The organism is Streptomyces sp. NPDC026659 (assembly GCF_040638245.1).
In the GTDB taxonomy this organism is placed as follows: domain Bacteria; phylum Actinomycetota; class Actinomycetes; order Streptomycetales; family Streptomycetaceae; genus Streptomyces.
This window is the reverse complement of sequence record NZ_JBEZXY010000008.1, coordinates 392,602-413,624: the sequence shown is the minus strand read 5'-3', so window position 1 is coordinate 413,624 and position 21,023 is coordinate 392,602. Positions and strand designations below refer to the sequence as shown.

The following is a 21,023-nucleotide window of genomic DNA, read 5'->3' as shown; positions in this document are numbered from 1 at the left end:
GCAAGGTTTGGTACTTGCAAGCAGATCTGAATGATTCATGGAGATTCCTTGAAGGGTCTGTGCGGAGGAGGTGGGGTGCGTAGGCTCGCGCTTTGGGGTGCATCTGGTCCCGGCTGAGGCTGGGGTGTTCCTGTTTGTTACTTCGCGTAGTCCCCGCCGTCGCGGGGGTGGGGTCATGGCCCGAGACGGCGTTCTGGTCATCCCCGCTCCTCCTCTAGTCCGAGCTCCTGGTGGTAGGAGAGTCGGGACTTGCCGAGCTGTGCGTGTCCGTCCTCCAGGACCAGTGCGCGCGCGTAGCGCAGCCAGGGGTGCGCCGCCCAACCGGACAACGGCTTCAGGGATCGGCCGTCATTGGAAAGCGCGGCCGGAAGCCGGACAGATCCGGCCAGTAGCCGCTCGACCACGTCATCGACCAGAACCTCGCCGTGCATCCCGATCCGGGTGCCGTCCAGTGCCGTGAAGCCCGTCGGTCCACGGCGTACCACCACGGCCTCGACCCCGCTATCGCCGTCGCGGACAACGGCATTGAGATCCTCCTCGGATGTCATGCGGCTGCCCGCGTAGTGCAGACCCTCCAGGGTCGTCGTCCCCCACTCGCGAGGCCGGGTCAGTACAAACTCCCGGGCACTCGCGCGGCGTTCCTCTTCCTTTGCTTGCCAGTTGCGGAACGCGGTTTCCTCATCCCAACCCTGCGGGCAGATGGGAGCCTCCCCGTACGCGCGTGCCACCAGGTCCGGCACTGCCGTCGGGATGGACCACGTTCCTGTTGCCTCATGCTCATTCCCGACTTCGGGATCGAGCGGGCCCGCGGCCTCTGCCACCAGAGCAGCCGCCCGCAGCAACGACCATCGACTGTAGATCTTTTCGGACGCTGGTAGAAACCGGGGGCGTCCTCCGTCGGGCCCGAGGCTCACCCCGGTCACCAGGACTCGCGGCGCCGAATGCGACGCGGGCCGACGGGTGCCAGCGTGCCGGTGCAGTCTGCCGATCCGCTGCAGCAGTAGGTCCACCGGGGCGAGATCCGTGATCAGCAGATCGGCATCGACGTCGAAGGACTGCTCGGCGAGCTGCGTGGCCACGACCACCATCCGCTCCGGCCGATCACCGCCGATCCCCGGCCCCAGCAGCCGCAGACACCGCTCGGTCCGCTCCGCACGGTGACCGGTACTGAGACGTCCGTGCAGCAAGTGAAGCTGCCCGGCGAACCCTGAATCGCGCAACGCCTTGTAGATGGCCTGGGCGCGGTCCACCTGATTAACGACCACCAAGACGACACCACCGTCACGGACAGCTTCATGAGCTGCCGACGCGACGACCGCGCCCTCCCTGTCCGAGTCCGCAAGCCATTCGATCCGCGTGTTCACCGGCTTGCGCCAGGCCGGAGTCGGCATGCGCGAACTCTCCACGACCGGGCGGTCGTCCATGGCGAACGCCGACGTCACACAGGGATAGCCGGCCGGTGCCGGAACTCGCTCCTCGGTATCAGCCTTTCCCAGCACACCTGACAGGTAGGCATCGACGAACGCCTGCCGCTGCGCCGACGGAAGCGTGGCCGACAACAGCACCACCGGCACGCCCGCCTGTCCCAGCCACCGCAACGCCTCCAGCAGGAACTGCCGCATATAGACGTCGGCCGCATGGACCTCGTCCACGATCACGACCTTGCCAGTCAGGCCCGCAAACCGCAGCATCACATGCCGTGTACGCGTCGCTGCGTACAGCAGGTGATCGACGGTGCCCACAGCGAACGGCGTCAACAGCCCGCGCTTGTTGCCCAGGAACCACACTGGCGGTCCCGCCCGCTCGGCGTCCTCCTGCACCTTGGCGCCGGGTTGCCAGCCGAAGTCGTCGTCCTCGTCGATGGCTCCGAAGTCGTCCCACACCGAGCCGTCGGGCTGCTCGGCCATATCCGGTCGGCCCTCCCGCCAAATCTGCACCCACTGACGGTTGAAGCCTCGTTTGCCATGCAGGAGTGCCACCTGTGATTCCAGAGCCGGATCGAACGAGCGGACCCACTCCAGCACTTGCCCATACATCGGATCGCTCGTTGCCTGCGTCGGCATCGCCACGAACACGCCATTCAAGCCGAAACGAGCGGCCAGAATCTCTGCCGCGGCGAACGCCGCCTTGGTCTTGCCCTCACCCATCGGGGCCTCAGCCACCAACAACCCCGGAACCGGCATCGACCAAGCCCGCTCCACCAGCTCCCGCTGTGACGCACGTGGTGAGACCCCCAGACGGTCCTCCAATGGCGCAAGCACACGGTTCGGCATCACCAGATGCCCCCACCCGGGTGTGAACCCAAGTTTGCTCCATGCCAGTTCAGCCCGGCGCGCCGCGCCAGCAGGCGAGATCTCCCGCGCATCGGCCAGACCGGGGAAAGACGTACTGTCGCTGGCGATCCAGTCCGCCATCACGATCAACCCCGACAACGCCAACTGCTCCGCTTTCCGTAGCGCTGCAGCGGGTTCCACTTCGGCAAAAGCATCAAAGCCGACGGCATGCGTGAACACATCAACTACGGCCCGCTGGGCCTCGGCCCACCCGGCTCCGCGCCCCAGTGCATCCGGATGCGGCGCTCGCAGCACGCTCGCAGAAGGAAAAGCGCCGTGATGGCCCGCGACCAATGGCCACACCCAGCCGGCCGCCTCGTCATCAGCCCACTCCCGACGCATCTGGGCCCGCAGCAGTGCGCCACCAGCCACATCATGCCGCCATTTCCTGTTCTTCCCGGACGGGAGCCTGCCCCAGGTCAATTCGGCGGCGCGCACGGGAGCGGCCTCTGCCTCATCCAACCCCTGGAAGGCGGGACACGCCTTACCGCAGTCATGAATTCCGCATATCCACATGAACCACGCCCGACCCCGGCCGCCGCTGATCTCGTCCAGACGCCGCCGCAACGACGGCGACAGATACCCATCCCACATCAGGCCCGCGACCGCAGCCGTGTCCAATAGGTGCCCCAGCAGTAGATGCGTTCGTCCCCCATTGAGCGCTGCTGACTTCCCCCACAACCGAGAAACCTGCGCTACGGTCTCGTCCGAAACCCCCATCGACCGCATCAGGTCCACAAGAGATCGCTCATCCATCACTGGCCCCCACTCAAACCCGTTCGGAACTGCCCAGCACCGTAGACGCCGGGTCTGACACTCCAGGAGGAGTCGCCTCGAAGCTTCGAACGCAGGTGAAGGAAAACAGGCGGCCTTGCTAGCATCACCGCAGTTCAGTAAGTGTCGTCCCCGCGCTCGCGGGGGTTGCTCGGCGGCGATGGAGCACGCCGAAGCCGTGGCCCAGTCGTCCCCGCGCTCGCGGGGGTTGCTCGCGCGCCGCGAGCAGCTCGCGCGTACGAAGTGGGTCGTCCCCGCGCTCGCGGGGGTTGCTCGGACGACGCGCCCGGCATCGCCGAGGTGCCCATGTCGTCCCCGCGCTCGCGGGGGTTGCTCGCGCCAGGCCCGAGGACCCTGCGGCACCCGCGCGTCGTCCCCGCGCTCGCGGGGGTTGCTCCGTGCAGTCGTACTGCCGGAGCCCGGGGAGCTGGTCGTCCCCGCGCTCGCGGGGGTTGCTCTTGAACGACTCACCGGAGGAGCAACTCGCGGCTGTCGTCCCCGCGCTCGCGGGGGTTGCTCGCTCGCCCCGGCCGAGGTGGTCACGCCCTCGGTGTCGTCCCCGCGCTCGCGGGGGTTGCTCCGCGTACCTGGACGACGAGTGCACGACAGAGGCGTCGTCCCCGCGCTCGCGGGGGTTGCTCTTCACCAACCGTGTTTCCGGCAAGCCGACGATGGTCGTCCCCGCGCTCGCGGGGGTTGCTCGCTCTTGTCAGTTCTCCCGGCGTCTCAGACCCCGTCGTCCCCGCGCTCGCGGGGGTTGCTCTCCCACTGTATTTCCCGAGAGCCCCTTAGTCGGGTCGTCCCCGCGCTCGCGGGGGTTGCTCGACGACCACGGTCAGCATCCTGGCGGCCATCCTGTCGTCCCCGCGCTCGCGGGGGTTGCTCTCCGTCGACGACCGGCGGGCCCTCGTTCAGGCGGTCGTCCCCGCGCTCGCGGGGGTTGCTCGGGCATGGGGCTGCTGGCCCAGGCCCTGATGGGGTCGTCCCCGCGCCCGCGGGGGTTGCTCACAAGGACGCCTGCGTCTGCGTCTCCCAGATCCGTCGTCTCCGCGCCTGCGGGGATTGCTCGGTGTACTGGGCCAGGAGCAGGTCGAGTGTGGGTCCTTGGGGGGGCACCCCCATTGCCCATGGCAAGGAGCCCCGCGGGCGTGAGGGTTGCTCCTTTCCCCACCGAGCTGAAAGCGACATGTTTCCGATGACCCACCACGTGGAATGCGTCGCCATCCTTGAGCCCGCTGAAAAGGGCCGCTGACCTGCGGTTTTGTAGTGGTCGTCATCCGCTTCACCTGTTTCCGCCAGTCCAACAGGTGAAGCGCTGGGCTGGTCGGCTATACGAACCTGACCTGCGGCTTCATCGGGGGCCGACGACGACGGCGCAAGCCGTGGCTGCACGTCCCGCAGGTTCTTGACGCTTGTGTGACGCTCGTTCTGAAAGCCCATCACATGGGGCGGGCGGGGTTCGACGTCGTTGTGTGGCTCGGCTGATAGGGGCCCGTGGTTGCCGGGTGCCCGCGTCGTGCCGTCGCTGCAGCAGGGCGACGCTTCGGTCCGCCCTCGGGCAACGACCCGAAACTTGACGACCCGCTCGGCCGCTACGTGCTCACCACCTTCGTCAAGGGCATCAGCGTGGGCCTGTACGAGGCGGCCAGGCACATCCGCGGGGCGTCCGGGCGGCGAGTACAGCACGCGCGGACTCGGCATCGAACCCGACTTGTACGACCCGAAGCTCGACGTCGACTTCACCCTTCTGCGCGAAGGGGATCTGAACGTCGTCGGCTCGGACCAGGCCGCGTGATGCCGGGTGCGCCCGCGGTGACGACGCGGGCGCCGAGTCGTCAGGCGGGCTGGACGGTGATGGTGCAGAGGCGCTTGGTGGCCCGGGTCAGGGCTACGTACAAGTCCCTTTCCCCACCGGGGCGGGCTGTGATGATTTCCTCGGGGTTCATGACGACGACCCCGTCGAATTCCAGGCCGCGTGCTTCGGACGCCGGCACGATGCGTGCGTGGTGAGCGATGCCCTGGGCCGTCAGCTCGCTCACCCTGTTGTCCGCGCAGATCACTCCCAGAAGCTCGCCCGGGTGCGCGGCGCGATGGGCGCGGAGTTCCTGAACGACGGCGGTGACCAACCCGTCCGGAGGTGTGGTCACGGTGCGAGGGCTCTCACCGCTTCGCAGTGACCGTGTGGGCTTCTGGTCCGGAGCGATCCGCGTGAGCAGGTCCCGGACGCTCTCCAGAATCTCCTGCGTGGTGCGGTAGCTGACGGTCAGGTTGTGCAGTTTGAACCGCGGTCCGACGTGGGGGCCCAGTGCTTCCTTCCAGTCGCGTGCTGTCGCGACCGGTCCTGCCTGGGCGAAGTCACCCACCAGCGTCATCGCCCTTGCCGGGCAGCGGCGGACGATCATCCGCCACTGCATGGCGGTCAGTTCCTGCGCTTCGTCGACGACGACGTGCCCGTACGTCCGCTCAGGAGGGCCGTCGACCAGGTTCGCCGCCTCGTCCAGCAACGGCACATCGGCATCGGTCCACGGGTCGTCCGGACCGCGCAGCAGAAGGGTCCGCTCCTGCGCGGTCAGGCGGGGCAGGCGCTCGGCGAGAGCGCCGGCGTCCGTCAGGAGCGCGTTCACGAGGTCACCGGGTACCAGCCGCGGCCACAACACCTCGACCGCTCGGTCGACGCCGGCGTCGTCGAGCAGATCGGCTCGGATGGCGTCCAGGTCCAGCTCGTGGACCGGCCCCGGGTCGGCCGCACCTTCGTCACGGCGCTGGGCGACTCCCGTGAACCGGTCGAGGTTCAGGCCCGTCATCCTTTCGGTATCGGCGTCGATCTGCTCCAGAAGGTCGCCCATGTCTCGGTGCATCGCGTCGGTGACGGCGTCGACCATGAGCTCTTTGAACACCTGGCGCGCGGGGTTGTGCCCGGATGCGGCTGCCAAGGCGGTATCGCGTGCCGTGGCGACTTCCTCGCCGGAAAGGTGAACCAGTTCCTGTCCGACCCGCACGGTGAAGTCACCGGCGGGGGCTTGGTGGACGCGCAGCAGGCCGGCCAGGGCGTCGGCGAGGTCGGACGTTCCCTTGAGACGCGCCGTGCCGAACGGGCCCACCGTGTCCGTGGACACTCCGGCCAGTTCCCGGCAGGTCGCCAGAACGACGTCGTTCTCTCCGAGCGAGGGAAGGACCTGGGAGATGTAGTCGAGGAACCGGGCGTTCGGGCCCACCACCAGGACACCCTCCTCCGTGGCACGCGGGAACGCGTACAGGACATAGGCCGCCCGGTGCAGAGCGACCACCGTCTTCCCGGTGCCGGGCCCGCCCTGCACCACGGTCACCCCGCGGTGGGCGGAGCGGACGATCTCGTCCTGCTCAGCCTGCAGCGTCGCGACGGCCGCGTGCATCCTGCCCGTACGCCGTGCCGACAGAGCCTCGGTCAACGGGCCGTCCCCCACGACGTCCTCATCGGTCGGAGCGGCCCCGTCCAGCAGTTCGTCGCTCACCGAGACGACCGTGCGCTCCTCGAGGCACAGGTGCCGGCGCCGCCGCAGGTCCATCGGGTGGACCGGTGTCGCCTCGTAGAAGGGCCGCGCCGCGTTCGCGCGCCAGTCCACGAGCAGAGGCAGGTCATCCTCCTCCGTATGCAGTCCGATCCGCCCGATACGCAGGGCCGTGCCATCCGTCCAGTCGATGCGCCCGAAGACCAGCCCCTTTTCAGCGCTCTCCAGCCGGCCGATTTCCTTGGTCAGACGCTCGACGGAGATTTCCCTCTCGTATGTCTCAGCGGCGCTGTCCGTCGTGGCCTTCAGTGCACTCGCCCGGTGCACTCGCGCCTCGGAAAGCCGCTCGGTGAGCAACGCGTACAAGAAGGACACATAATCCTGCTCCGATTCAATCTCACGCACAGCGGGATCATTCATTTCCGACAACAAGGCACTCCTTCGATTCGAGGCATACGGTCAAAGCCTCCTGCAGGAAGTCTCCAGGGTGATACTGAGAACGGTGTTGTCCAGCCAAATCAGCAGCGAACACGCCATGAGCAAGGTAAGGGCTAACCGCTGCCTGGACTGCGGCAACGCTGGAGGCGCGGTCATGGCCACCTTCGAGTATCAATCGGCGAGAGCTTGAACGACGAGACTGTAAGCAACCCCCACAACGCTGTCAATCTTAGAATTTCCCTCCCGAAACCGTTGCGAGCGAGCGAACCATATGCCTCCGCTGGATTTGCGAACCGAGTATTTTTGTGCCTTCGGTGGATTTCCGAGTTGAAGGATTTCACTCCGGGGAGGGGTTGCGATTGAGTGGATTTCCTGACTTCAGTGAGCTGTCGCACCGCGCCCTGCGCCCCATATGGCTGCGTGCCTGGTCATCGAGCACCGCCTGCTTCGACGGGAGGCGTGGATGTCTCGGGCAGGTATGCCGCGTCCACGCAGTTCGTTCAGCGCGGTTGGGCGGTGGACGCCGAGGCGATCAGCGGCGCGCGCCAGGGCGAGAGGGGGCGATGTCGGGACAGGGGGCCGCCCCGCCTTGGCAGAGGGCCTCGCGGGTTGCTCCCTTCGCGGCGACCACCGTCGGCCGCGAAACGGAACGCCAAGTACTTGATCCCCTGCGCCACGGCGCGGGACACGACCGTCTGCTGCCCGGTCGGGACGCATCGTTCGTGGAGCGCCCGGGCGCAATCGGCATACATCATTGTGGTACATACGCCATTTTTGGTACATGTCGATGAAGCGCACCAACGTCTACGCCGATCCGGAAGACCTTGCGATCATCAAGGAGGCCGCGAAGCGGCGCGGCATCAGCGAGGCGGAGATCATCCGCCAGGGCATCCATCTCGCGGCCATGGCCAACCGTGTATGGGACGAGCCTCTCTTCTCCCGCACCTTCCGGGGAGCGGGACGCACTCTCGATCAGCATGACGTGCGTGACGCTGTCGCCGATGCGGTGCGCCGCGAGACCGGTACCGGGACCGCTGCGTGATTGTCGTCATCGCGGACACCTCCGGGCTGCTTGCGGCGCTCGACTCCGTCCATCCCGAGCGCCAGGCGTCGAACGAAGTGATCATGGCTCCTGGTGATGCCCCCGCTGCTCCTCGCGGAGATCGACCACGTCGCCACGCGGGAGCTCGGCCGTGAAGCGGCGGTCAGCGCGGTCGACGACATCCGGCATTGGATGCGTCGAGGCCGTATCGCTCTGCCCGAGATCACGGAAGACCATCTGGGTGTCGCCCAGTCGGTGCGCGCTCGCTATCGCGACCTGGACCTTGCGGACGCGGTGAACGTGGCGCTTGCTGCTGAGTACGACACCGACGCTGTACTCACGCTCGACCATCGTGATTTCCGGGCCGTGCGCCCATTGGGTCGGCATAAGGCGTTCCGGGTGCTGCCCGACGACCTTCCGATCTGATTTCGGATGACGCCTGACCGTGTCGTCGGATTCCGCCGGTCGTGACGCTCGTGGCCCTAGCGGACTTCCTGGTGGGGCGGGAAACCCTACCTGACCTGCAGTTTCCCGGATGCGGTTCCGGTCGACGTTTTCCCGATGACCCACCACGTGGAGTGCGTCGCGATCCTTGAGCCCACTGAAAAGGGCCGCTGACCTGCGGTTTCAGTGGGTGCGCGTGATGTGCGCTATGTGCATTACGGGCGATATCTTGACGCTGAAATGACGCTCTCAGAGGTATCTTGACGCTCGTTCTGACAGGGCGTCAGGCGGGCTGAGAGGCTGGTCAGGTGGCCTGCCGATTCAGTCGATGAGGCAAGAGTGCTTGGAATCGTGCGCATCATGCGGACGATTCCGCCGGCCCAGGTCGCGGAGTCCTTCGCTCTTCTGGCCAAGGACGCACGCGCGTCGGTGAGGTCTCCAGCGAGGGTCGCCAGTTGCTTCAGGAACTGTTGGGGCACCTGCCACGCCGGGCGTCGATATGGTTGTCCGGGCTCTTGCTGGCGACATGCAAGAGGCAGCCATCCGGGCGCTGGCTCCGGAGTATATCGCGCGCTTGCAGTGACGCGGCGCCCGCCACGTGCACCTCTCTGAGTTGGTCAGTGGTACCGCCACTGCGGGATGCTAGAACAGCCGCTCCTGCCGAGCGCCGCATTCCGTCGAGACGCGCGCTTGTTGAGTAGCGTGGCGAGAGCACGTTCCGCACCTGGTATGGCCTCCGCGGATGCTGGTCAGGGTGAGCGTGATGTCGGTGCCGCATCCGCAGCGGCAGCGCCACTGGTCGGTGGCTTTCCCCGGGTACGTCTCCAAGGGCTCGTACCCGGCCGCGCGTGCCTCTGCAGCAGCTTTCTGGGGCTCGGTACGGCCGCCCGAACGACGGCACTTAGAGGCCCTAACAGAAGTTGTGGATCATGTGACTTTCGGTTCGGGTGGTCGTTGGTCTGGCCGTGGGGAAACGTCAGTCGCGGCCGTGGATCGTGTCGGATGAACTGTGGTCGTTGATCGAGCCGTTGCTGCCCGAGCCGGCGCCGAAGCAGGTGGAGGGCCGTCCGCGGGTGCCGGACCGGCAGGCTCTGTGCGGGATCCTGTTCGTTCTGCACACCGGGATCCAGTGGGAGTACTTGCCCCAGGAGTTGGGCTTCGGGTCCGGGATGACGTGCTGGCGGCGTCTGGCCGCGTGGAACGAGGCCGGTGTCTGGGACCAGCTGCACGTGGTGCTGCTGAAGAGGCTGCGGGTCGCGAAGAAGCTGGACTGGTCGCGGGCGGTGATCGACTCCTCCCATGTCAGGGCCGCGCGACGGGGCCCAAAAGCGGTCCCAGCCCGGTCGACCGAGCTCGGTCGGGCAGCAAGCACCATCTGATCGTTGACGGCCAGGGCATCCCGCTCGCGGTGTCGTTGACCGGCGGGAACCGCAACGACGTCACTCAGCTGATGCCCCTGCTGCGGAAGATCCCGCCGGTCACCGGTCTGGTCGGCCGGCCACGGCAGCGGCCCGACACGCTTCTGGCCGACCGCGGCTACGACCACGACAAGTACCGCCGCCTGGTCTGGGCAACCGGCGTCAAACCCGTGATCGCCCGCCGCGGCGTTCCGCACGGCTCCGGCCTCGGCATCCACCGGTGGGTCGTGGAACGGACCATCGCATGGCTCCACGGCTTCCGCCGACTCCGCATCCGCTGGGAACGACGCGACGACATCCACGAAGCCTTCCTCGGCCTCGCTACCTGCCTCATCACCCACCGTCACGTCCAACGCCTTTGTTAGGACCTCTAAGAGGGCCGCGTTCAACGAGGTCCTCAACACCGCAGTAGAAAAAGGTTACTTCGCTGATAATCCTCTTAACGGGATCAAGTGGAACGCTCCGGCGGTCAACGAGGAGGTGGATCCGGCTGCCGTTCCCAATCCGGCCCAGGTCGCCCGACTGCTGGCGGCGGTTGCCCAGCAGCGCGGGCGCGGCCCTCACCTTGAGGCGTTCTTCGGCTGTATGTACTACGCGGCTATGCGGCCAGCGGAGGTGATTCACCTTCGGCTCGATCAGTGCCACCTGCCCAAGATGGGGTGGGGGATGCTCAACCTGTCGGGCGGCGTCGTCACCGCGGGAAAGGAGTGGACGGACGATGGCGCTGTGCACGAGGTGCACTCACTCAAGCGCCGTGCGGCTACCGCTACTCGGCCTGTGCCCATCCCGCCGCAGTTCGTGCGCATCCTCCGGTGCCACATCGAACGGTTCGGCGTGGCACCGGACGGCCGACTGTTCCGAAACCAAGTCGGCAACTACGTGGACCCTGCCGCGTACGGCAAAAAGTGGGCGCGGGCGCGGGAGTGCGTCCTGACCCGGACGGAGCGCGCCTCCGGCCTGGCCAAGCGACCCTACGACCTCCGGCATGCCGGCATCTCGTTTTGGCTGTACTCCGGCGTGGACCCGGCAGAGTGCGCTCGCCGCGCGGGCCAGAGCATCGAGGTCCTCTTCCGCCACTACGCCAAGTTCCTGGACGGCGTCCGGGAGCAGGCCAACCGCCTCATCGAGCAGTCCATGCAGGAGTGGGATCGCGTCAGTCAAAGCGCGCCGCCTGCTGGGTGAGCGGGGGTTTTGGTCCGTGACTGGTCCGGAAACACTGGTCAGGAACGGGATAGCGGTGGGACTAACTGGGAGTCAAGGTGTAAATCGGGTCTCGCCCTGAAAGGGGCGAGCGGAAGGCGCCTGACGAGCAAAAGCCCAGGTCAAGCGCCTTCGCTCGTGCTCCTAGAAGAAGCCGAGCTTCTTCGGCGAGTACGACACCAGAAGATTCTTCGTCTGCTGGTAGTGCTCCAGCATCATCTTGTGTGTCTCGCGGCCGATGCCGGACTGCTTGTAGCCGCCGAAGGCGGCGTGGGCCGGGTAGGCGTGGTAGCAGTTGGTCCAGACACGGCCTGCCTGGATGGTGCGGCCGGCGCGGTAGGCGGTGTTGATGTCGCGGGTCCAGACGCCGGCGCCGAGGCCGTAGAGGGTGTCGTTGGCGAGCTTCATGGCGTCGTCGAAGCCGTCGAACGACGTGACCGAGACGACCGGGCCGAAGATCTCCTCCTGGAAGATCCGCATGCGGTTGTCGCCCTCGAAGATGGTCGGCTGGACGTAGTAACCGCCCTTCAGTTCCCCGTCGTACTCGATGCGTTCGCCGCCGGTGAGCACCTTGGCACCTTCCTGGCGGCCGATGTCCAGGTAGGAGAGGATCTTCTCCAGCTGGTCGTTGGACGCCTGGGCGCCGATCATCGTCTCGGTGTCGAGGGGGTGGCCGGGCTTGATGAGCTTGGTGCGGGCGACGGCGGCCTCGATGAACTCGGCGTAGTGGCCACGCTGGACGAGCGCACGGGACGGGCACGTGCAGACCTCGCCCTGGTTGAGAGCGAACATCGTGAAGCCCTCGAGCGCCTTGTCGCGGAAGTCGTCGTCGTGCAGCCACACGTCGTCGAAGAAGATGTTGGGCGACTTGCCGCCGAGCTCCAGGGTGACCGGCTTGATGTTCTCCGAGGCGTACTGCATGATCAGCCGCCCGGTCGTGGTCTCACCGGTGAACGCCACCTTCGCCACCCGGAGGCTGGAAGCCAGCGGCTTGCCCGCCTCCACCCCGAAGCCGTTGACGATGTTCAGCACACCCGGCGGCAGCAGGTCGGAGACGAGGCTCATCCAGAAGTGGATCGACGCCGGGGTCTGCTCGGCCGGCTTGAGGACGACCGCGTTGCCCGCGGCGAGCGCCGGGGCGAGCTTCCAGGTCGCCATCAGGATCGGGAAGTTCCACGGGATGATCTGGGCAACCACCCCGAGCGGTTCGTGGAAGTGGTACGCCACGGTGTCGTCGTCGATCTCGCCGAGCGAGCCCTCCTGCGCGCGGATCGCTCCCGCGAAGTACCGGAAGTGGTCGATGGCGAGCGGGATGTCGGCGGCCAGTGTCTCGCGGACCGGCTTGCCGTTCTCCCAGGTCTCGGCCACCGCCAGCGCCTCGAGGTTGGCCTCCATGCGGTCGGCGATCTTCAGCAGGATGTCCGAACGCTCCGTCACCGACGTACGGGCCCAGCCGGGCGCCGCCGCGTGCGCCGCGTCCAACGCCCGCTCGACGTCCTCCGCAGTGCCGCGCGCGATCTCGGTGAACGGCTGCCCGTTGACCGGCGACGGGTTGTCGAAGTACTGGCCGCGCGCCGGCGGGACGTACTCACCGCCGATGAAGTGGTCGTAACGCGGCTGGTAGGAGACGATCGAGCCCTCGGAGCCCGGCGTCGCATATCGGGTCATGCTGCTCTGCCTCCCGGTAAAGTGCCGCCCGCCGTTGGACGGCTCTCGGTGAGAAAACTAGACGGGCGGACGTTGCAAATATGTTGCGTTGCTGGTCAGCGCGGGTGTGCGGGCTCCGGGTGGCCGCCGGACAGCGGTCACGGGAGCGGCCAGTTCGGCCTCCAGCGCCGCGAGCCGCGCTCGGACGGGAGCCGTCGGCCGGACCGCCGCCAGCGCTCGCCACACCAGCAGATCGGCCTCGCCCCACGGAGCGTGCGCCCAGTCGGCGAGCAGATCCGGATCGCCGTGCGTGATAAGCGCCGTCCGCAGGGCGGCGGTGAGCCGTCGTCGGAGCCGTACGACCGCGGGCGCCTGTGAACCCGGCAGCAGCGGACCCCGGTAGGCCCTGCACGCCGTAGTGAGCGCACCCGCCTCCAGCCTGCGTTCCACCACGGCGACATCGGACTCCACCGGTGCCGTCAGCCGGTACGGGCGTGAGGCCAGGAGCCCGGGTTTCAGCAGTCGGCGCAGTCGGGCCAGTTCGGCGCGCAGCGTCACCGGCGTCACCGACTCGTCGGCGTACAGCGCGCACAGCAGCTCGTCGCCGGTCATCCCCTCGGGGTGACGGGACAGCAGCACGAGGATCTCGCTGTGTCGTCGGCTGAGCCCGATCCGCTGCCCGTCGCCCAGGCGGAGCTGCGCCTCGTCACGGCCCAGCGCGCTCAGGAATGGCGCGTCCTCGGCCTTGCGGGGCGGGGCGAGGAGGGCCAGGTGCGATTCGGCCGCCCGTGCCACCGCCTGCACGAAGCCCAGGCTGTGCGGATGCGCCAGCCGGTCCCCGCCGGTGATGTCGACGGCACCCAGGACCCGCCCGGTGCGCGGATCGTGCACCGGCGCGGCCGCGCACGTCCATGGCTGCACGCGCCGTATGAAGTGCTCGGCCGAGAAGACCTGGACCGGCCGGTCCACGGCCACGGCGGTGCCGGGCGCGTTGGTCCCGACGGCGGTCTCCGACCAGCGCGCACCCGGCACGAAATTCATCCGGTCCGCCTGGCGCCGTGTCGCCGGATGCCCCTCGACCCACATGAGTCTGCCGTGCGCGTCGCACACCGCCAGCAGATGCTCGCCGTCGGCGGCGAACGTGCCCATGAGCTCTCTGAACAACGGCATCACCCGGGCCAGTGGATGCTCGGCGCGATAGACGCCCAGGTCGCCGTCGGTCAGCTCCACGCTCGCCGTCCCGTCGACCCGCACACCCGCCCGCGCGCTGCGCCGCCACGACTCCGCGACCACCGACCGCACCCGCTGCGGCACCGTGCCCGCCATGGTGAACTTCTCGTGCGCCTGACGCAGCGTCCGGACCCGCTCGGCCGGGTCGGCTCCCGGCTCCAGGGCCACCCACTGATCGGTCAACTCGTCCTCCCCGGACGGTGGAACAGCTGGGGTCATCGTCACGCGCGGTGTCGACGCGGACAACCGCCATGACACGGGACTAGGCGAAATTGACCAGTCTGATGTAGCGGACCCAGTCCCAGTTCACCCCCGGGTCGGTGTGATCGGTGCCGGGCACTTGGTAGTGGCCGATGATGTGCTCCCTGTCTCTCGGGATGCCGTACTTGGCGCAGATCGTCGCCGTCAGCAGCGCGGACTGCTCGTAGAGCGCGTTCGTGAAATAGGAGGGCTGGTCCACCCAGCCCTCATGCTCGATGCCGATGCTGCGGGTGTTGTAGTCCCAGTTGCCCGCGTGCCAGGCGACGTCGGCCTCACGGACGCACTGGGTGACATGACCGTCCGCCGAGCGGACGACGTAGTGCGCGGACACCTGTTTCTCCGGGTTGCTGAAGATGTTCAGCGCGCGGATGTAGGTCTCCTGGGTGACGTGGATGATCACACGGTCGATCGTGTAGGCGGAAGGACGGCTGGAAACGGTGTAGTTGGCGCTGCTCGCCGGGTACCACTCCCCGTCGGGATAGTCCAAGGAGGGCTGTGCGCTCGCCTGGGGGCCTGACAGCAGTGCGTAGGGGGCGGCGGCGAGTGCCGCACCCTTCAGGAGGCCGCGTCGGGTCAGGTGGTGAAGGGCCCGCTTCTTTTCCATCGTCCGATGCCTTTCCGAGGGTGGGAAGTTGGGCACAGCCGATCGGCGGTCGACCGTCGGAGCCGGTGCCGGATCGCATTCCGAGGACACGGCCGCCCGCCGGTGACGCCGCACCCGCGAACGGCTCTCACGTGTGTATCCCCACTGCGTGCGAGCAGTTCAGTGCCACGCGCGGCCGTCGAGGGGATTGGGCCTCCCGGGTTGCCCACCGGCATGCGTCCGGCTCACCGGAGTAGGTGTGTTCCCCGACGCGTGTCGTTCCTCGATGCCCTGCATGTGCGTTCTTGGTACGGGGTGGGGCACGCCGGGCTGGTCCGGCGGTCGCGCCTCGTGTGAATCACGGTACGACGAGGGGGAGTTGGGCAGAAGACCATGCGACGTTTCCGTGGACAGGGTTGGGGCTGTGGACAACTCGGTCGTCTGAACGAGTGAGTTTCGGCAGACCCGCACGGGGTGCCAGGGCACGGATCTGGTCGCACCAGGACCAAGCGGCACCGGCCACCGCGTCTCAGCGCCGCGGGGAACCCGCCGTCAGGCCCGTTCCGCCACGACCGCCGGATCGTCCAGCACCGCACGCACCACGGCATGCGCAGCGCCGAGCAGCGGCCCTTCCGGACCGAGCGTGGACACCGTCACCGGGCAGGCAGGACCGGCCGTGCGACCGCGCAACTCCGCCTCCAGCGAAGGAAGCAGCCAGGGGGACAGACCGGCCAGGGCCCCGCCGAGGACGACCGTCTCGGGGTCGAGGAGGTTGACCGCTCCGGTCAGGGCGATGCCCAGCGCCGTACCGGCGTCGCTCAGGGCGGTGCGTACGGCTCGGTCGCCCGACTCGGCGCGTTTCGCGAGCAGTCCGAGCAGTTCCTCGTGCGGCTCGATGCCGGCCGCGCGCCGGACGGCCTCCTCGCCCGCGTACTGCTCCAGGCAGCCCCGGCCGCCGCAGGGGCATTCGGGCCCGTCGGGCCGGACCGGCACATGCCCCAGCTCGCCCGCGAATCCCCGCGTGCCGCGCAGCAGATCTCCGTCCACGACGACCGCCGCGCCGATGCCGATCTCCGCCGACACATGCAGGAAGTCGGGAGGTGTACCCGCGCCGAGCCACAGCTCCGCCAGAGCACCGAAATTGGCCTCGTTGTCCACGGTCGGGGCCAGGTCGGCGGGCAGCAGAGCACCGAGATCGGTGTCCCGCCAGCCGAGGTTCGGCGCGCGGACGACCGTACGACCGTCGCGGGCGATCAGCCCGGGCACGGCCACCGCGAGCCCCGCGGCCCACAGACCGTCCCGTTCCGCCTCGGTCACGACCCGGCGGATCAGCTCCGTGAGTTCTTCCGTCACTGGTTCGGGAGCCCGCCCCCGGTTCGATCCATGGCGCACCGCTCGGGCTCGCACCCTGCCCCGGAGATCGACGGCGCACACGGCGAGGTGGTCCACGCCGACCTCGGCACCGATGCCCGCTGGACCGCGTCCGCTCACCGCGAGCGCGGATCCCGGACGGCCCACCCGGCCGGGCCGTTCAGGGCCCAGTTCCTCCAGGAGTTCCCAGCGGATCAAGTCGTCGACCATGGTCGAGACGGCCGCCCGGGTCAGACCGATGTGCGAGGCGACCGCGGCTCGCGACAGCGGGCCCTCAGCACTGACGGCGTGCATGACGCGCCCCAGGTTGCGCCGGCGTATGCCGTGCTGGGTGTCCGGCAGCGCGCGCCCTTTCCTCGGTGGGCGCGCGTCGGGCAGCGGTGCGGTCATGCCTCCGTCGCTTCCTCGGTGTTCCTTCGTACGGCCGGTACATGGCGGCCGCCGATTTCGCGGCATCGACGGCGTCCATGATGTGCCGCCGGTACGTGAGTTCGTGGCCGAGCCGCTTTGCTCAGCCGCCTTCCGTACCCCGTTCCAGCAGCGGGGCCGCGTCGGAGAGTACCCCGGAGATCCGGGCGAGGGCGGCCTCGTCCCGCTCCATGGGGTCCAGTACCGGCCCCGCCGCCGTGTTCCAGCGGCGGGCCACCGCCGCCGGGTCCTCGCCGGTCAGCAGGCCCGCCGCCTGGGCGGCGGCGCCGAGCGCGACCAGCTCCCTGGCCTCGGGGATCTGGACCGGGCGGCCCGACAGCCTGCGTACCGTCTGCCGCCAGGCCGTGCCGCGCGCGCCGCCGCCGATCAGCAGCAGGGGAGTGGTGCGGTCGGCGTCCTGGTCGAGCACCAGGTCGAGGGCGCCGAGCAGGGAGTGGACCGCGCCGTCGTAGGCGGCCTGGAGAAGTTGACCGGCGGTCGTGTCGTGGCGCAGTCCGTGCAGCAGGCCGGAGGCGTGCGGCAGGTTCGGCGTGCGCTCACCGTCCAGGTACGGGAGCAGGGTGACCGACGTGTCGGGCTCGACAGCCTCGCGGTCCAGGCCCAGCAGGGCGGCGATCCGGTCCACCGCGAGCGTGCAGTTGAGGGTGCAGGCCAGCGGCAGCCAGTCCCCATGGGCGTCGGCGAAACCGGCGACCGTACCGGTCGGATCGGCGGGCCGGTGCCGGGAGACGGCGTACACGGTGCCCGAGGTGCCGAGGCTGAGCACGGGGGTGCCCGGACGCAGTCCCAGACCGAGTGCGGCGGCGGCGTTGTCGCCCGTGCCCGGCGCGACCAGCGTTCCCCTGGAGAACGGCAGATCATGGCTGTCACGAACGGTTCCGGCCACCTCGCCGGGACGCACCACGCGCGGCAGCAGCGCCGGGTCGAGACCCACGTGAGCCAGGGTCTCCTCGTCGTACGTCTCCGTCCCGGACGCCCACCAGCCGGTGCCGGAGGCATCGCCCCGGTCGGTGGTGCCCTGACCGGTGAGGCGTTCGGTGAGGTAGTCGTGGGGGAGCCGCACTGCCCTGGTGGCGCGGACCGACTCGGGCTCGTGCTCGGCCAGCCACGCCCACTTCGTCACCGTGAACGACGGGCCCGGCACGCTTCCCGTGCGCTCCGCCCAGGCCTTCGGGCCGCTCAGTTCGTCCACGAGACGGCGCGCCTGCGGTGCCGAGCGGACGTCGTTCCACAGCAGCGCGGGGCGTACCGGCTCACCCTGTCCGTCCAGCGTGACCAGGCCGTGCTGCTGGCCGCCGATCGACACGGCCGCCGCCTCGCGCGCCGCGTCGCCGCACTGGTGCAGCGCCTCGCACAGGGCCTCCCACCACTGGCGGGGATCGCTCTCCCGGCCCTCGCCGGAGGACACCGTATGGGGCGCCTGACCACTCGCCACGACCTCCCCGGTGGCCACGTCGACGACCAGCGCCTTCGTGGACTGCGTGGACGTGTCCACGCCGACGACGAGCGGACCCTCGGCTGCTGACATCGGGCTCTCCTCTTCCGCGGCTCTGCGGGGCGGACGGTGAGCGGCCCCGGCACCGGCATGGTTCGCGTAGTCCGTCGAACCCCGCACGGCACCTGTCGAAGGCCCGCCTCACTGTCCAAGACACCTTGTCTCTTCCCAGAGATGTGTTCGCATACTAATTTGTAAACGGCCATGACGAAATAGCCGTGCGCAGCGAAGGAGCCGCGACATGAGTTACCAGCCCACCCCCGAGGACAGGTTCACCTTCGGTCTGTGGACCGTCGGCTGGCAGGGCAAGGACCCCTTCGGCGACGCCACCCGCCGTGCCCTCGACCCGGTCGAGACGGTCCAGCGCCTGGCCGAACTGGGCGCCTACGGGGTCACCTTCCACGACGACGACCTCATTCCGTTCGGCGCCTCGGAGACCGAGCGCGAGTCGCACGTCAAGCGCTTCCGGCAGGCCCTGGACGCCACCGGCATGACCGTGCCGATGGCCACCACCAACCTCTTCACGCACCCGGTCTTCAAGGACGGCGGGTTCACCGCCAACGACCGCGACGTGCGTCGCTACGCCCTGCGCAAGACCATCCGCAACATCGACCTCGCCGTGGAACTCGGCGCCCGGACCTACGTCGCCTGGGGCGGCCGCGAGGGCGCCGAGTCCGGCGGGGCCAAGGACGTGCGCGACGCGCTGGACCGGATGAAGGAGGCGTTCGACCTCCTCGGTGAGTACGTCACCGCGCAGGGGTACGACATCCGCTTCGCCATCGAGCCCAAGCCGAACGAGCCGCGCGGGGACATCCTGCTCCCGACCGTCGGCCACGCCCTCGCGTTCATCGAGCGCCTGGAGCGGCCCGAGCTGTACGGCGTCAACCCCGAGGTCGGGCACGAGCAGATGGCGGGTCTCAATTTCCCGCACGGCATCGCCCAGGCCCTGTGGGCGGGCAAGCTCTTCCACATCGACCTCAACGGCCAGTCGGGCATCAAGTACGACCAGGACCTGCGCTTCGGCGCGGGGGACCTCCGGTCCGCCTTCTGGCTCGTCGATCTGCTGGAGAGCGCCGGTTACGACGGGCCCCGGCACTTCGACTTCAAGCCGCCGCGGACCGAGGACCTCGACGGGGTGTGGGCGTCGGCGGCCGGCTGCATGCGCAACTACCTCATCCTGAAGGACCGCGCCGCCGCCTTCCGGGCCGACCCGGAGGTCCAGGAGGCCCTGCGTGCCTCGCGCCTCGACCAGCTCGCCCAGCCGACGGCGGCGGACGGCCTGGACGCGCTGCTCGCCGACCGCACCGCGTTCGAGGACTTCGACGTCGAGTCCGCCGGTGCGCGGGGCATGGCCTTCGAGCGGCTGGACCAGCTGGCGATGGACCACCTGCTCGGTGCGCGGGGCTGAAGCGCATCCGCTGGGTTGAAGTGCGGGGTGTACCCGGTCTCCCGTCTTCGTAGTCCCTGAGGAGCCCCCGAGATGCGTCTCAGGGGTTCCTCAGGGGCGTCTCAGGGGTGGAGGCCGGAACCGCGGGGCGCGCGAGGCCGTTTCCATTGCAGAGAGCGGCAGTGGCTGCGATGAAGGAGGCGACGCTCATGTCCAGGAACGCGAAGATCGCGGTGGGTGGTCTGGCCGTCGGGCTGATCTTGCTGATATGGCTGCCCTGGTGGGTGGCGCTTCTGGTCATCGTGGGAGTCCCGACCGCCGCCTATCTGGCGCTGGATCCCTCGCAGCGGCGCAGGCTGCGCCGGGTCACGCGGAAGGAGCTGGGCCGCTGACGCGAGCCGGGCCGGTCCTCCCGCCGAGCCGGCCGTGGGCAGACCGCGCGCCGGAGGTCGCGCTCGCTCGGGTGGCGCGGTTCCTCCGGTGCCGTCGGGAGCGCCCGCCGTCGGACCAGGTCGGCCGTACGTCGGATCAGTTGGGTCGTACGGCCATCTTGTCCAGCGCCTCCAGCAGGCCGGGAAGCTCCGGGCCACGGCCCACCGGCAGCACCTCACCGGGATTCTCGTCGAGGAGGACGAAGGCGACGTCGTCGGTGCGGGCCACGATCGACCAGCCGGGTCCATCGGCGCGCAGGGTCCGGGCGTCTCCGGAGGCGAACGTCGAGCGGACCCGGCCGAGCGGCGGCGGCGAGTCGAGATACGCGCGAGCCTCCGCCAGCACCCGCCGGATTCCGGGATGCCCGTCCTTCGGCTTGCGCTCCTCGGCAGGGGGCGCGGCGTCCTCCGCCGCTTCCTTCCCGTCCTCCGGGTCGTCCGGCGTGGCGAAGGCGCTGCCGCGCAGCTGGTTCCGCCATGTCGCCCACTGGAGTGCGATCTCGTCGGCTCCGAGCCGCCGCTGCGCCGGTCCCCAGACCGTCGCGTCGGGCGGGACGAGCGATTCCATGCCCCCGTCCTCCGGCGACGGGTCGTGTGGTGCGGGCACATCGGGTGCCGCGACGGCGACGGCGAGAGGCCAGCCGGGCAGCGCCGCCACGATCGTCCGCTCGTCCGGCGACAGGTCGTACTCCATACCGCAGTCCCAGGACGCGATGGCCACGGCGACCAGCGACACGTCGTCGATCACGGCCGTCCAGCGGGCTCCCTCGCCGTCCTGGCCGAGGACCAGTCCGTACCCGTCGGCGCGGGGCGCCAGTCCCAGCGCCGCACACGCCTCCGGGTAGTCGTCACCCAGCACGCTGGGGAACTGCGCCGGTGTCAGCAGCACCGCCGTGAGTACGAACAACGCGTCGCTGGAGGCGACGGCCTCCTCGTCCGTCCCGGCCATCTCAGCCTCCCCAGTGGTTCGTCCGTGGCGCGCACCCTAGTGGGCGGGGGAGAGGCTTGTCACGACTCCGCGCACCACGCGGAGCTGGGGCCTTCCGCCTGTA

At 68.9% G+C, this 21,023-nt stretch carries 13 protein-coding genes, 1 pseudogene and 1 CRISPR repeat array; of the genes and pseudogenes, 6 read left to right on the top strand and 8 right to left on the bottom strand.

From position 1 onward, the window contains the following. Window positions 1-197: 197 nt before the first annotated feature. Window positions 198-3,089, bottom strand: a complete 2,892-nt coding sequence (cas3, locus tag AB0E91_RS22375) for a CRISPR-associated helicase Cas3' (protein ID WP_361784530.1) — start codon at window positions 3,087-3,089, stop codon at window positions 198-200. A 143-nt stretch (window positions 3,090-3,232) separates the two neighbouring features. Next, window positions 3,233-4,175: a CRISPR direct-repeat array (repeat unit 28 nt; unit sequence GTCGTCCCCGCGCTCGCGGGGGTTGCTC). Between the two features lie 767 nt (window positions 4,176-4,942). Beyond that, window positions 4,943-6,970 carry an ATP-dependent DNA helicase gene (locus tag AB0E91_RS22370; protein ID WP_361784626.1) on the bottom strand — a complete coding sequence of 676 codons (2,028 nt, stop codon included), beginning with the start codon at window positions 6,968-6,970 and terminating at the stop codon, window positions 4,943-4,945. 844 nt (window positions 6,971-7,814) lie between these two features. On the opposite strand from AB0E91_RS22370, the gene AB0E91_RS22365 reads away from it, so the two are divergent. The 4 genes and pseudogenes from AB0E91_RS22365 to AB0E91_RS22350 all read left to right on the top strand — a co-directional run bounded on the left by AB0E91_RS22365 (window position 7,815) and on the right by AB0E91_RS22350 (window position 11,119). Beyond that, entirely contained in the window at window positions 7,815-8,075 is a 261-nt protein-coding gene (locus tag AB0E91_RS22365) for a CopG family transcriptional regulator (RefSeq protein ID WP_361784527.1), read from the top strand. Then, window positions 8,072-8,501: pseudogene (locus AB0E91_RS22360) on the top strand (PIN domain-containing protein). Before AB0E91_RS22365 ends, AB0E91_RS22360 begins: the two are co-directional and overlap by 4 nt. Before the next feature lie 977 nt (window positions 8,502-9,478). After that, window positions 9,479-10,302 (top strand): IS5 family transposase gene (locus AB0E91_RS22355; RefSeq protein WP_361784623.1). Its coding sequence is split into 2 segments (ribosomal slippage): window positions 9,479-9,836 and window positions 9,836-10,302, totalling 825 coding nucleotides; the frame shifts between segments, so codons are not numbered across the junction. Window positions 10,303-10,417: 115 nt separating this feature from the next. Next, complete coding sequence (locus tag AB0E91_RS22350; protein WP_361784524.1) at window positions 10,418-11,119, top strand: hypothetical protein; 702 nt, start codon at window positions 10,418-10,420, stop codon at window positions 11,117-11,119. 162 nt (window positions 11,120-11,281) lie between these two features. On the opposite strand, the gene adh is transcribed toward AB0E91_RS22350, so the two are convergent. The 5 genes from adh to xylB all read right to left on the bottom strand — a co-directional run bounded on the left by adh (window position 11,282) and on the right by xylB (window position 18,186). After that, complete coding sequence (gene adh / locus AB0E91_RS22345; protein WP_361784521.1) at window positions 11,282-12,805, bottom strand: aldehyde dehydrogenase; 1,524 nt, start codon at window positions 12,803-12,805, stop codon at window positions 11,282-11,284. A 57-nt stretch (window positions 12,806-12,862) separates the two neighbouring features. Next, the gene (locus tag AB0E91_RS22340; protein WP_361784518.1) at window positions 12,863-14,197 is read right to left on the bottom strand and encodes a GAF domain-containing protein; all 1,335 of its coding nucleotides are present in this window, start codon (window positions 14,195-14,197) and stop codon (window positions 12,863-12,865) included. 79 nt (window positions 14,198-14,276) lie between these two features. Next, window positions 14,277-14,879, bottom strand: a complete 603-nt coding sequence (locus AB0E91_RS22335) for an N-acetylmuramoyl-L-alanine amidase (protein ID WP_361784515.1) — start codon at window positions 14,877-14,879, stop codon at window positions 14,277-14,279. 531 nt (window positions 14,880-15,410) lie between these two features. Continuing rightward, the gene (locus AB0E91_RS22330) at window positions 15,411-16,619 is read right to left on the bottom strand and encodes an ROK family transcriptional regulator (RefSeq protein ID WP_361784512.1); all 1,209 of its coding nucleotides are present in this window, start codon (window positions 16,617-16,619) and stop codon (window positions 15,411-15,413) included. A gap of 121 nt (window positions 16,620-16,740) precedes the next feature. Then, a complete protein-coding gene (gene xylB, locus AB0E91_RS22325; RefSeq protein WP_361784509.1) occupies window positions 16,741-18,186 on the bottom strand; it encodes a xylulokinase in 1,446 nt (481 codons plus the stop codon). Between the two features lie 208 nt (window positions 18,187-18,394). On the opposite strand from xylB, the gene xylA reads away from it, so the two are divergent. After that, on the top strand, window positions 18,395-19,561 hold the full coding sequence (gene xylA / locus AB0E91_RS22320; RefSeq protein WP_361784507.1) for a xylose isomerase: 1,167 nt from the start codon (window positions 18,395-18,397) through the stop codon (window positions 19,559-19,561). A 188-nt stretch (window positions 19,562-19,749) separates the two neighbouring features. Beyond that, on the top strand, window positions 19,750-19,932 hold the full coding sequence (locus tag AB0E91_RS22315; RefSeq protein ID WP_018546467.1) for a hypothetical protein: 183 nt from the start codon (window positions 19,750-19,752) through the stop codon (window positions 19,930-19,932). A 136-nt stretch (window positions 19,933-20,068) separates the two neighbouring features. On the opposite strand, the gene AB0E91_RS22310 is transcribed toward AB0E91_RS22315, so the two are convergent. Continuing rightward, on the bottom strand, window positions 20,069-20,920 hold the full coding sequence (locus tag AB0E91_RS22310; protein WP_361784505.1) for a hypothetical protein: 852 nt from the start codon (window positions 20,918-20,920) through the stop codon (window positions 20,069-20,071). Window positions 20,921-21,023: the final 103 nt, after the last annotated feature.